We start from the raw sequence: 12,703 nt of genomic DNA, 5'->3' as shown, positions 1-12,703 counted from the left end.
TTGTTTTGTTCTCATGCAACTGCTACCTGTTGTTCCCGTTATCATCGTGACGATTCTTGTCCCCGTCGCGCTGCAGGAGAGCACCAATGGCCCTCTATCAGGCCCCGTCGTTTGAAGCACTGGAACGTTTGAGCCGCAGCCGCGATGCCGATCTGGCGCGGCGCGAACTGGTCGACCCCAGCCGCAATCGCGGTCGCGGCGCGCAGTCCAATCGCAGTGGCCGGTTCGAAAAAACCACCCGCGAGGATACCGATGATGGCTGGACCACGGTCGAGCCGCTGGCAACCTTCGAGACGGTCGAACATATCGAGCGCGCCAAGACCATCATCACCTCCAATGACAGCCCGGATATTGGTTTTGATCGCTCGATCAACGCCTATCGCGGTTGCGAACACGGCTGTTCCTATTGTTTCGCCCGCCCCACGCACGCCTTTCTGGGCCATTCGGCCGGCATCGAGTTCGAGCGCGATATCTATGTGAAAACCAACGCGGTCGAGGCCTTGCGTGCTGAAATCAGCGCGAAGAATTACAAGGTCAAGGCCATCGCCATGGGCACCAATACCGACCCGTACCAGCCCGCCGAGCGCAAGCATAAGCTGACCCGCGGCATTCTCGAAGTACTGCTGGAAACCCGTCATCCGACGATGATCACCACCAAATCGGCGCTGATCATCCGCGATCTCGATATCCTGAGCGAAATGGCCAAGCTCGGTCTGGTCAAGGTCGGGATTTCGATGACCTCTATGGATCACAAGCTCAGCCGCAAGATGGAGCCGCGTGCCTCCAGCCCGGCGCGGCGCCTCGAGGCCATCCGCCTGCTCAGCGAGGCTGGGGTCCCGGTGGCCGTCCTGGCCTCGCCGATGATCCCGGCGATCAATGATATGGAGCTTGAGCGCATCCTCGATGCCGCTGCTGCACAGGGCGCCAAAAGCGCCTCGATGATCCTGCTGCGGCTGCCCGGCGAAGTGCGCGACGTGTTCCGCGAATGGCTGTTGCGCCATTTCCCGGATCGGGTGCGCCATGTGCTCGGCCTCGTCCGCGAAACCCGCGGCGGGCGTGACAACGACCCCAATTTCCACAGCCGCATGCGCGGCGAAGGCCCCTATGCCGAACTGCTGCGCCAACGCTTCGAAAAGGCCCGCGAACGCTACGGCCTGGGCGAAAAACTGCCGCCGCTGCGCACCGACCTGTTCATCGCCCCCAAGGTCGAAGACAAGCAGATGAGTTTGTTTTAGCCAAGTGGTACGATAGCGGTTAGGTTTTTCGTATGCCCATGCCGCCGTCCCCTGCCCTTTCGCTCGAAACCCTGCGCGCCGCCATCGTGGCGCGCTTTCCCGAACTGGCCGATGCCCATTTCTCGTTGCTGACGGAAGGCTGGGACAGTATCGGCGTCGATATAGACGATCAGTGGATCTGTAAATTTCCACGGCAGGAACGGGCAGAGGCCGCATTACGCCGCGAAGTTGCACTTCTCGGCATCATTCGGCCAGCCGTCAGCATGCCGCTGCCCGATATGACGCTCTATGAAAGCCCGATGACCTTTACCCGCCATCGCAAGCTGGCTGGCGAACATCTGCTCACCGCCGATTACGAGCGTCTTGACGACAGCCAGCGCCAGCAGTTGGCCGAGGCAATGGGCCGGTTTTACGGACAACTGCACCGGCTCGACCCGACACCGCTGCGCGCCGCCGGTGCACGCGATATTTACGACTGGACCGATCCCAGCGGCATTTTGCACCGCGCCTTGCCCCATCTCACCGATGGCCTCGACAGAGCCGCCCAGCTGCTGGTCACAGCTTATCTCGCCTTGCCGCCCGATCCGCTGGGCACCACGTTCGGCTATTTCGATGGCCACGGCTGGAACATGGCGTTCGACCATGTCGCCGGCCGGCTCAACGGGCTCTACGATTTTGGCGATTCAGGCTTTGGCTCAGTACACCGCGAATTCGTCTATGGCAGCTTCGTGTCGCTGGATCTGACCGCGCGCACTATTGCCGCCTATGAAGCGGCCAGCGGCAGGCAGATCGATCGCGCTCGCATCAATCTGCTGACCGGTATGCTGCGCCTGTGGGAGCTTGCAGGTGAAGCCGGCACCGAAAACGCGCCAGTAATGCTGAAGGGGTTCCAGCGCTGGGCGGCGGCTCAATAATTGTCGATCTTGCGCGAATAGCTCTGCATGAAATCGAGCGAGGCGGCGACGCCGCGCATCGACATGCGGATATCGACGCTGTCCTTGGCGCCGCCGGTGATCGGCACGGTCATCGACACGGCATTGCGCGATTTCATCGCCTCGATCAGTGCATCGCGCCTAGCCGGATCGGCGGGATAGTACTGGTTGATGGTATTGTAGCGGGTTTCCAGATCCTTGGAGAAATCCAGGCTGATCGCGGGTTCCCCGCCAAACTTGATCAGCAGGGGCCTGCTGGGATCGAGTTCGGTGCCGTCCGTCGCCGCGGCCGTAAACGCCACGTCGAGCACGCCGGTCAGCCGGTTGAGAAACAGCGTCAGCTTATAAACCGGAAAATTGACCGCGTTGACCTCCACCGTGCCAGTGCTGGCAAAGCAGGACACGCCATAATAGCCGGTGTCCTTTTCGTCGATCTTGTCGGGACACGCCGACAGCCAATCCTGATTGTATTCGCGCCATTCGCCAAACGGATGGTGAAACGGCTTGGCCGCAAGCGGCACGGTCATCGTCAACGCGATGGCCAGCGCCAGCGCAGTCTTGTTTGTCATTGTCATGCTCGCATCACCGTGGCGCCCCCGCGCAGTGATGATCTATAGCAAGGTTGCGCACCATGCCAAAGCGTGGTTGCGCCGCCCAACGGCAGAAAGGAGATCGCAATGCAGCACTATGAAATCAACGGAGTAAACGTCATCGAATGTCCGCTCGATGGCCCCCTGCTCGGCAGCAGCCGCGATGCCTCCGATCTGCTGGGCGAAGCCTTCGGCGCCGATGCCGATGTGGTGGCCATCCCCGCCACGCGGCTGGCTCCGGATTTCTTCAACCTGCGCAGCGGCCTCGCCGGTGAGTTCTTCCAGAAGATGCAGAACTATCAGCGGCGGCTGGTCATTGTCGGCGATATTTCCGCCTATCTGGCGCGGAGCAGCGCACTGCGCGACTTCGTCGGCGAGACCAATCGCATCGGCAATCATCTGTTCGTGGTCGATCAGGCAGCGTTGCAGGCCGCGCTCGCCGCAAAGTAAGCCATCGCGCCGGTTGACTCCGCTCCGCCGGCGCGGATGCTTGGACCATGCTGATCGAATCAATCATCCAGACTGTTCCGGATTTTTCCCACGAGACCGCTGCCATGGCGCGCGGCGCCCGCGTTGTTGCCGGCGTCGATGAAGCCGGGCGCGGTCCGCTGGCCGGGCCAGTGGTGGTGTCCGCCGTCATTCTGGACGAAAGCAATATCCCGGACGGGCTCAACGATTCCAAAAAGCTGACCGAAGCCCGCCGCGAAGCGCTGTTCGAACAGATCATCGCCTCGGCCATGGTGTCTGTGGTGATCGCGCCACCCTCGATCATTGCCAGCCACAATATTCGCGGCGCCACGCTGTGGGCGATGCGTCAGGCGGTGCTGGGCCTGTGCCTGCCGGTCGATCGCGTGCTGGTCGATGGCCGCGATATACCGCCGGGCCTGCCCTGCGAGGGCATCGCGCTGATCGGTGGCGATCGCCGCAGCGTCTCGATCGCCGCTGCCTCTATCGTGGCCAAGGTCACCCGCGACCGCATGTGCGCCATCATGGATTGCGATGCGCCCCATTTCGGCTTTGCCGGCCACAAGGGCTACGGCACGCCGCAACATATGGTGGCGCTGACCACACACGGCCCCTGCCGCCACCACCGGGCCGATTTTGCGCCGGTGGCGGAAGCAAGATTGCGGTTATCGGTTGCCCAACTCTAGTCGTTCGCGGTGCTCTCCAGCCCACGGTGACACCGCGTTCAAACACAGAACAAGCACCGGCAAGCAGCCCCCCTTAACCTATCGCTAACCAACTGGATTAAATGGCTTTTAACGCTAACCGCGTACAACGGGATTGTTAGTACTGCGTTAGGGTTAAGCGTATGTTGCGTACCGCGCGTCAGGCGGCTCCGGCCGCCGCGGAAGAGGCCTCGCGCCTCCCGATCGATACTATTCTGGTGGGCGATTGCATCGACCACATGAATTCCCTGCCGGCCGGGTCGGTCGATCTGATCTTTGCCGATCCCCCCTATAACCTGCAGCTTGATCAGGGCCTTACCCGCCCCGACCAGAGCAAGGTCGATGCGGTCGATGATGACTGGGACAAGTTCGACAGCTTCGCCCATTATGATCAGTTCACGCGCGCCTGGCTCGCAGCGGCGCGCCGCGTCCTCAAGCCCGATGGGGCGCTGTGGGTCATCGGCAGCTACCACAATATTTTCCGCGTTGGCACGGCGTTGCAGGATCTCGATTTCTGGATGCTCAACGACGTCATCTGGCGCAAAGCCAATCCGATGCCCAATTTCCGCGGCACGCGGTTCACCAATGCCCATGAAACGCTGATCTGGGCCGCCAAATCGCAGAAGAGCCGCGTTACCTTCAATTATGAAGCGATGAAGCTGGCCAATGACGATACGCAGATGCGTTCGGACTGGCTGTTCCCGATCTGCACCGGCGCCGAACGCCTCAAGGGCGATGACGACGAAAAGGTGCACCCGACCCAGAAGCCGGAAGCCCTGCTGTTCCGCATTCTGAACGCCACCACCAAGCCCGGTGATATCGTGCTCGACCCGTTCTTCGGCACCGGCACCACCGGCGCCGTCGCCCGTAAGCTTGGTCGCCATTTCATCGGCATCGAGCGCGAAGACACCTATATCGCCGCCGCGCTCAAGCGCATCGCCGCGATCCGCCCCGGCGTGTTCGAAGCGCTGCAATCGGTGACGCCCAAGCGCAAGGAAGCCCGCATTCCGTTCGGTTCGCTGATCGAACAGGGCCTGATCGAACCGGGCGCCCAGTTGTTCGACGCCGGTCGCCGCTACACCGCCATGGTCCGCGCCGATGGCTCCATCATTTCGGGCTCTCATCAGGGCTCGATCCATAAGGTCGGCGCCCTGGTGCAAGGGGCAGAGGCCTGCAACGGCTGGACCTTCTGGCACCACGAAACGCAAGGCCCCGCCGCGCCGATCGACGATCTGCGCAGCTATATCCGCGTAAAACTTGATTTGCTTTCTGCCTGATTTCGACCTCCAATCAAAATTCAGGCTCTACCTGACCGCCGGTTTGCCCCGGCGGTTTTTTCTTGGGTGCTTGTCAGCGTCGCAGCCAGTACTAATATCGCGGACGTGAAAGCGAGGCCCGCGATGAGCGACAGATATTCGCCTATCTTGAGACGTCTTGTGGTTGATGGGACGCCTGAACGGGCGTTTTTGGCCTTCGTCAACGGAATCAGCGTCTGGTGGCCCAAAGGCTTTTCCGCCAATGGAGAAAATCTGACGCGTGTCACCATCGAGTTGACGCCAGGCGGCCGAGTTTTTGAAACCGGGGCAAGCGGGGCAGAAATCTCCTGGGGTTCAGTGACCGATTTTGAGCCGGGCGTTCGCATAGTGATGGCCTGGTGGTTGGGGCTGACAGAGGCGGCGCCGACCGTAATTGAAGTCGTCTTCGCCCCTGCCCTCGATGGCACCGAGATCGGTTTCATCCATCGTGGCTGGGGCAACCAAAACGTCGGCCAGCACGGAAAATTTGACGCCGCCGAAGGCTGGGACCGGGTATTGCACGCGTATCGCGACTATGCCCGCTGGCACGCCGCGCGGGTCGGGCCTGACACAACGACAACAATCATTGCCAGCCGGCGGTTATGGATCGCGACGGAAGCAGTGCTGACGCCGGTGGATATTCGCTTCTTCTTGCCGTTGCCGGCGGATGGTAGTTGGGGTTGTCGCTATGAAATCGACTGGCCGGAACGGAGACGGGTGTTCACGATGTTCGGTGCTGATGGCGTACAGGCACTGTATCTGGCGATGTCCATGGTCGGCTCTGAGGTGTACGGGAGCGACTACCACGACGATGGAACCTTGATGTTCGATCGTCCAGGTGCCGGCTATGGTTTTCCTGTTTCGGCCAATGATCGCGACCAATTGATCGGCCATGACCGGCAATTCTTTTAGTCGAGCCCGGCCGCTGCCAACACCTTGCGGAACAGTGTCGGCAAGGCCTCGCCACCAAGCGCCGCCGGATCGGCCCACCAGCCGCGATCCAGCCCCGAAATATCGGCCACGTCCGCCGACCAGATATCCAGCTCCAGCCGGAAATGGGTGAAGATGTGGATCACGTGCCCATGATGCCGCCAGTCGCCCTTGGCCGGATAGCAGGGCGCGGCAACAGCGCCGGTCCACTCGGATGTCGGCGTCTGCGTCATCTTGGCCAGCAGGCCCTTGTCGGGCCGGGTTTCCAGATACACGTCCCCCGCCGCATCGCGCAGCACGAAGGCGTGGCCATAACGCACCGGACGCTCGGCCTTTTCCGGCTTGATCGGAAACGCCGTCGGGTTGGCGGTTCTGGTCGCCAGACATCCCGGCTGCAGTGGACACAGCATGCAAACGGCAACGCGCGGCGTGCAGATGGTGGCACCCAGATCCATCATCGCCTGCGCGAAATCCCCGGCCCGCTCCGGCACGGCGACTTGCAGCGCGGCGCGCAGCTCCTCCTTGGCCTCGCGCACCGGTACCTCGAGCGCACAATAGCGCGCCAGCACCCGATCCAGATTGCCATCGAGCACGGCAATCCTTTCATCAAAACAGATCGCGGCGATGGCGGCGCTGGTATAGGCGCCGATGCCGGGCAAGGCCTGCAAACCCGCCGAAGTCTGCGGAAAAACGCCGCCGTGCTGTTCAGCCACCGCCACCGCGCAGGCATGCAGATTGCGGGCGCGTGCGTAGTAGCCCAGCCCCGCCCATTCGACGAGCACCGCCGCTAACGGCGCCGCTGCCAGATCAAATACCGTCGGCCACAGGCTGGTGAACCGGGCAAAGAATTTCCCCACCGCCGCAACAGTGGTCTGCTGCAGCATCACTTCTGATAGCCACACCCGATAAGGGTCTGGCTTGATGCCCTTACGCCGATCCTGCGGCGAAACCCGCCACGGCAGGTTGCGCGCATGGGCATCGTACCAAGCGAGCACGGCGTCGGCATTGATCGGGAGAGTGGACTGCAATTGCATGGGCCAGATGTGATGGAATGGGGGGATTGGTGCAAGTCACATTGATGGATTGTGCATGCAACTCACCCCCTCCCTTCCCTCCCCACAAGGGGAGGGTGAATGCGGCGGACGTGGCATCCAGGTGCAACACACCCGATGTCACCCTCCCCCTTGTGGGGAGGGAAGGGAGGGGGTTCTTTCCCGCAACACCAGCCCCTGCTAAACCACCACCATGACCACCGCCAAACCCAAGCCCGACACCGAGCCCAAGCGCCGCAATCGCGCCGTTGGCCTTGCCGATGCGCTATCGGGCGCGCTCGATCCGGTGCTGAAAAAGCGGGGCTTTGCCTCGCGCGATATTCTGACCCATTGGTCGGCCATCGCCCCGAGCCCCTATAATGGGGTCGCCATGCCCGACAAACTGAGCTGGCCGCGCGGCGAGCGTAGTGCGGAAGGGGCAACGCTCTACCTGCGCTGCGCCCCGGGCCATGCGCTGGCCATTGCCCATGAGGGGCAAAACATCGCCGCCGCGATCAATCGCTATTTCGGCTATGTGCTGGTGGGCGCCGTCAGATTGTCAGCCGAACCGTTCACCCCCCATTCAGGCGCAAAGGACAAATCTCTGTCGCAACCGAGCCAGAGCATTCGTGCAAAGGTCGGAGCAAGCGTCGACACTGTCGACGATGAAGGTCTGCGCGAAGCGCTGCGGGCATTGGGCCACGCGCTATCGGGCAGGCCGGAACAGAAGAACAGATAGACTGTTCACCCCATGGTGATTGACTTGCCCACTTGCCGCCGCCTTGCCGGTGTGTAGTGTCGCCACAAATAAGCAAATGGAGCCTGTGCCGTGAAGTTTAACCGTCGTGAAACGCTCATCCTGGCAGCCGCTGCCTCTGCTCTCAGCTTTGCCGGAATTGGCGCCGCCAGCGCCGCCGATGGCGACAAGATCGACGAGGCCAAGCTGATGGCGCCCAAGGGCGTTCCGGATCACGCGCTGGGCAAGGATACGGCAACCGTCACCGTCATCGAATATGCCTCGCCCACCTGCCCGCATTGCGCCGCGTTCAGCAATGACGTGCTGCCGACCTTCCTCACTACCTATGTCGATAGCGGCCTGGTGAAGTACATTCTGCGCCCATTCAGCCGCAACGTGCTGGACTCGGCGATCTTCATGCTGGCCGAAGCTGCCGGCCCGACTGCCTATCACAATGTCATCTCGACCTATTTCAAGACCCAGGGCACTTGGGGCGTTTCCGACAAGCCGCGCGACGCCATCTTCGATGTTGCCAAGCAGCTTGGTTTTACCCAGGAGACTTTCGACGCTGCCTTGACGAATCAGGACCTGTTCACCGGGATAGAAGCCTTGCGCGATCAGGCGATCAAGGATTTTGGCCTCGCCGGCACGCCGACATTCTATATCAATGGCAAGACGCTATCCGGGGAACAATCGCTTGCACAGCTCGCAGCAGAAATCGACCCGCTGCTGCCCGCCGGCACCGCTCCGGCTGCGCCTGCTGCTGTCGATGGCGCCATGTCGGCCCCGTCAACCGAGCCAGCCGTCACCCCGGTCGCACCTGCCGAAACCAGCACACCGGTTGTTCCGGCAAAGTAGTCTCATTCTCCCCTCTCCCCTTGCGGGAGAGGGTGCCCAACGGGCGGGTGAGGGGTTGCTTCAGCCATCGCTGACCCCTCATCCGGCGCTTCGCGCCACCTTCTCCCGCAAGGGGAGAAGGAAGGGCGGTCTGCCATGAAATTCACCCGGCTCCGCCTGCATGGCTTCAAGTCCTTTTCCGACCAGACCGAACTGGTGATGGAGCCAGGGCTGACCGGCATTGTCGGGCCGAACGGCTGCGGCAAATCCAATCTGGTCGAGGCGATGCGCTGGGTGATGGGCGAGAGCTCATATAAAGCCATGCGCGCTTCGGGCATGGATGACGTGATCTTTTCCGGCTCCGGTGGCCGCCCCGCCCGCAACAGCGCCGAAGTCACCCTGGTCCTCGATAATTCCGACCGCACCGCCCCCGCTGCCCTCAACACCGCCGATGTGCTCGAAGTCACCCGCCGCATCGAGCGCGAAGCCGGCTCGGTCTATCGCGTCAACGGCCGCGAAGTGCGCGCCCGCGATGTGCAATTGCTGTTCGCCGATGCCTCGACCGGCGCGCATTCGCCAGCCTTGGTCCGCCAGGGCCAGATCGGCGAACTGATCGCCGCCAAGCCAGTACAACGTCGCGCCCTGCTCGAAGAAGCCGCCGGGATTTCCGGCCTGCATTCGCGCCGGCATGAAGCCGAATTGCGGTTGCGCGGCGCCGAGCAGAACCTTGAGCGCGTCGATGACATCATCGCGCAGGTCGAAACCCAGCTCGAAGCCCTCAAGCGCCAAGCCCGCCTGGCGCTGCGCTATCGCTCGCTCTCGGGCGACATCCGCCGCGCCGAAGCCACGCTGTTCCACATCCGCTGGGTCGCCGCGCGCTTTGCCGAAAAGGACACCGAGGCCCAGCAGGGCGTGTTGATCCGTGACCTTGCCGATGCGACGCATCTGGAATTGCAGGCGCAGAAAAAGCTCGAAGCCGCCGATGCCGCGCTGCAGCCATTGCGCAACGCGGAAGCGGCCACCGGCGCCGCCCTGCAGCGCCTCACCATCCTGTCCGAACAATTGGCCGACGAAGCCCGCCGCGCCAACCAGCGCAAGGCCGAGCTGGAAGAGCGCCTCAAGCAACTGGCCGCCGATGGTCAGCGTGAACGCGACCTGTTGGCTGAAAGCGAAACCACGCTCGCCAGTTATGCCGAGGAACAGGCCCGCCTCGCCGCCGAAGGCGAAGCGGCGCAGGCGGCCTTCGATATTGCCCGTACCGAAGCCGACAGTGCGCGCGAGATCGTCGCATCGGCCGAAACCGCGGCGCGCGATGCCGCCGACGCACTGGCGCAGGTCCGCGCCCGCCGCGCCCAGGCCATTCGCAGCGCCGATGACGCCAAGGCTCGCATTGCCCGGCTCACCCAGCAGGTCGCCGAAGTGGCGCGCGAGGCCCAGACCATCGCGCAAAGCCTTGATGCCGACGAAACCCTGTCGCGCAAGCGTGAAGCGCTCGTCGCCGCGCAGTCGGCAGTCGCCGATGCGGAAACCGTGGCGATCGCCGCCGAGGAGGCCAGCACCGCGGCGCAAGGCAAGCTCGATGCCGCCCGCCCGAAATTACAACAGATCGACACCGCCCTGAACCGGCTCGAAGCCGAAGCCACGACACTGGCCAAAATGCTCAATACCGGCGCAACCCTGTGGCCCGCCATCGTCGATACGCTCAAGGTCGCGTCCGGCTACGAAACCGCATTGGGCGCTGCGTTGGGTGACGATCTTGAAGCCTCCTCCGATACGGGCGCGCCGGTGCATTGGGTCGCCGCGCTCGATGCTTCGGACGATCCAGCTTTGCCGCAAGGCGCCGAACCGCTCTCCCGTCACGTGTCCGGCAGCGACCTGCTCCGGCGTCGCCTCAGCCAGATCGGGCTGGTCGATGCCGTCGATGGACCCGGGCTGATGCGTGCGCTCAAGCCCGGCCAGCGGCTGGTGACCTTGGAAGGCGATCTATGGCGCTGGGACGGTTTTGTCTCCGCCGCCGATGCGCCGAGCGCTGCCGCGATGCGCCTGTCACAGCGCAACCGGCTGGCCGAACTCGATGAGGAAATCGTCCGCGCCCGTGCTGAACGCGCCGGCTGGAAGCGCGATGTCGATGCTTTGGCCGCAGCGCTCGAAGCCGCCCGCCAGTCCGAACGCGCCTCGCGCGATCGCTGGCGCAGTCTGCAGCACGGTATCGGCGCAGCGCAGTCCGAAGTCGACAAGGCGCAGCGCGCCATCGGCGATCTGACGACGCGCCAGGGCGCGCTTGAAGAGGCCCGGGTGCGCCTCGCCTCAAGCCTTGCCGAAGCCGAAGCCATTCAGGTCGATGCGGAAAAATCGCTGGCCGAAATCGGCGATGAAGGGGAAGCCGCCACCGAGGCCCAGACCCGCCAGTCGGTACTGACCCAGGCCCGCGACCAGGCCGATCAAGCCCGATTGAAACTCGGCAATTTCGAAAACGCTGCGCGCATGCGCGAGAGCCGCGTGGCGCAACTGGATCGCGACAGCGCCAGCTGGCAGCGCCGCCGCGACGGCGCCAATGCGCAACTGGCCACCCTCGATACCCGCGCCGCCGAAATCGAAACGCAACTGCTCACGCTCAATCAGTCGCCGGATGGTTTTGCCAATCGCCGCGCCGTGCTCGATGATGACATCGAAACCGCCAAGATCGCCCACAAGGCCTCGACGGATTCGCTCAACTTCGCCCAGAGCGGTTATCGCGAGGCCGACAAGGCGTTGCGTCTGGCCAGCGAAATTCTGGCCGCCGCCCGCGTCGAACTGGTCCGCGTCGAAGAACGCCTCAAGGGCATCATCGTCCAGCGCCAGCAGATCGAACGCCAGGTGATCGAAACGCTGGGGATCGAGGCCAGCCGCACACTGGAAGCTTCAGGCATTCGCGCGGAAGAGGCCCTACCGCCCGAAGCTGCCACCGAGCAGAGGCTCGACCGGCTCAAATCCGAACGCGAACGGCTGGGCGGGGTCAACCTCACTGCCGAAAAGGAAGCCGAAGACGTTCGCGAAAAGCTCGATCTGATGGTCAAGGATCGTGACGACCTGATCGAAGCCATCGCCAAGCTGCGCACCGGCATCCAGTCGCTCAATCGCGAGGGCCGCGCTCGCCTGAGCGAAGCCTTTGACAAGGTCAATGGCCACTTCCAGGAATTGTTCACCACCCTGTTCGGTGGCGGCACTGCCGAGCTGAAATTTGTCGAAAGCGACGATCCGCTCGAAGCGGGCCTTGAAATCATCGCCCGTCCGCCCGGCAAAAAGCCTCAGACCATGACGCTGCTCTCGGGCGGCGAACAGGCGCTGACCGCAATGAGCCTGATCTTTGCGGTGTTTCTGACCAACCCGGCGCCGATCTGCGTGCTCGACGAAGTCGATGCCCCGCTGGACGATGCCAATGTCGAGCGCTTCTGCAACCTGCTCGATTCAATGCGCCAGCGTACCAATACCCGCTTCATGGTCATCACCCACAACCCCATCACCATGAGCCGCGTTGATCGCCTGTTCGGCGTCACCATGGCCGAACGCGGCGTCAGCCAGTTGGTGTCGGTGGATTTGACGACTGCGGAGACGTTCCTCGAAGCGGTCTGAAGTTTCGGAGCCTATCCCTCAGTCGTCACCCCTCGCCCCTTGCGGGAGAGGGAAAGGATTTCTGCGTCCAGCAGAAAGACGAGGGTGAGGGGTGCTGCGCCATCCCATGCCTGAAGCCCGGGATACCCCTCATCCGCCCTTCGGGCACCTTCTCCCACAAGCGGAGAAGGAAGATCGTATGCAACTTATCCCCACCACCAAATCTGCGCGCATACTCCACCCATCCCCGTGCATTACTGCGCGGTCGCGACGAACGGTCGGCGCGGGGACGCCGGATGGAGGGAGGGTCGCTTCCCTTCCGCTGGTGCGATTGAACTGGGTCCGGCCAACTCTCCG

The 12,703-nt window shown here is 63.0% G+C and carries 11 protein-coding genes; 9 read left to right on the top strand and 2 right to left on the bottom strand.

All coding sequences use genetic code 11. From position 1 onward, the window contains the following. Positions 1 to 86 precede the first annotated feature (86 nt). Positions 87 to 1,235, top strand: coding sequence for a PA0069 family radical SAM protein (locus tag ABIT12_RS05455; RefSeq protein ID WP_348043588.1), 1,149 nt, complete (start codon positions 87 to 89; stop codon positions 1,233 to 1,235). 32 nt (positions 1,236 to 1,267) lie between these two features. Then, the gene (locus ABIT12_RS05450) at positions 1,268 to 2,149 is read left to right on the top strand and encodes an aminoglycoside phosphotransferase family protein (protein ID WP_348043586.1); all 882 of its coding nucleotides are present in this window, start codon (positions 1,268 to 1,270) and stop codon (positions 2,147 to 2,149) included. Here ABIT12_RS05450 and ABIT12_RS05445 read toward each other — a convergent pair. After that, the gene (locus ABIT12_RS05445; RefSeq protein WP_348043584.1) at positions 2,143 to 2,736 is read right to left on the bottom strand and encodes a hypothetical protein; all 594 of its coding nucleotides are present in this window, start codon (positions 2,734 to 2,736) and stop codon (positions 2,143 to 2,145) included. The two genes, ABIT12_RS05450 and ABIT12_RS05445, sit on opposite strands and share 7 nt — an antisense overlap. Positions 2,737 to 2,844: 108 nt before the next feature. Here ABIT12_RS05445 and ABIT12_RS05440 point away from each other — a divergent pair, with 108 nt between their 5' ends. From ABIT12_RS05440 to ABIT12_RS05425, 4 genes are all read left to right on the top strand, one after another. After that, entirely contained in the window at positions 2,845 to 3,207 is a 363-nt protein-coding gene (locus ABIT12_RS05440) for a DUF4180 domain-containing protein (protein WP_348043582.1), read from the top strand. A 47-nt stretch (positions 3,208 to 3,254) separates the two neighbouring features. Further along, on the top strand, positions 3,255 to 3,908 hold the full coding sequence (locus ABIT12_RS05435; protein WP_348043581.1) for a ribonuclease HII: 654 nt from the start codon (positions 3,255 to 3,257) through the stop codon (positions 3,906 to 3,908). A gap of 161 nt (positions 3,909 to 4,069) precedes the next feature. Continuing rightward, positions 4,070 to 5,203 carry a site-specific DNA-methyltransferase gene (locus ABIT12_RS05430; RefSeq protein WP_348043579.1) on the top strand — a complete coding sequence of 378 codons (1,134 nt, stop codon included), beginning with the start codon at positions 4,070 to 4,072 and terminating at the stop codon, positions 5,201 to 5,203. Positions 5,204 to 5,326: 123 nt separating this feature from the next. After that, entirely contained in the window at positions 5,327 to 6,133 is an 807-nt protein-coding gene (locus ABIT12_RS05425) for a DUF6968 family protein (RefSeq protein WP_348043577.1), read from the top strand. Here ABIT12_RS05425 and ABIT12_RS05420 read toward each other — a convergent pair. Then, positions 6,130 to 7,185 (bottom strand): A/G-specific adenine glycosylase, encoded by a 1,056-nt coding sequence (locus ABIT12_RS05420; RefSeq protein WP_407065592.1) that lies wholly within the window; start codon positions 7,183 to 7,185, stop codon positions 6,130 to 6,132. The two genes, ABIT12_RS05425 and ABIT12_RS05420, sit on opposite strands and share 4 nt — an antisense overlap. 211 nt (positions 7,186 to 7,396) lie before the next feature. Between ABIT12_RS05420 and ABIT12_RS05415 the strand changes: the two genes are divergently transcribed. The 3 genes from ABIT12_RS05415 (at position 7,397) to smc (ending at position 12,367) form a co-directional block, all read left to right on the top strand. After that, positions 7,397 to 7,921 (top strand): DciA family protein, encoded by a 525-nt coding sequence (locus ABIT12_RS05415; protein ID WP_348043573.1) that lies wholly within the window; start codon positions 7,397 to 7,399, stop codon positions 7,919 to 7,921. A 90-nt stretch (positions 7,922 to 8,011) separates the two neighbouring features. Continuing rightward, positions 8,012 to 8,776, top strand: a complete 765-nt coding sequence (locus tag ABIT12_RS05410; RefSeq protein ID WP_348043571.1) for a thioredoxin domain-containing protein — start codon at positions 8,012 to 8,014, stop codon at positions 8,774 to 8,776. 135 nt (positions 8,777 to 8,911) lie between these two features. After that, complete coding sequence (smc, locus tag ABIT12_RS05405; protein WP_348043569.1) at positions 8,912 to 12,367, top strand: chromosome segregation protein SMC; 3,456 nt, start codon at positions 8,912 to 8,914, stop codon at positions 12,365 to 12,367. Positions 12,368 to 12,703 lie beyond the last annotated feature (336 nt).

The organism is Devosia sp. (assembly GCF_039927955.1).
In the GTDB taxonomy this organism is placed as follows: Bacteria; Pseudomonadota; Alphaproteobacteria; order Rhizobiales; family Devosiaceae; genus Devosia.
Note: the sequence above shows the minus strand (reverse complement) of the source record. Positions and strands in the feature narration are given on the sequence as shown.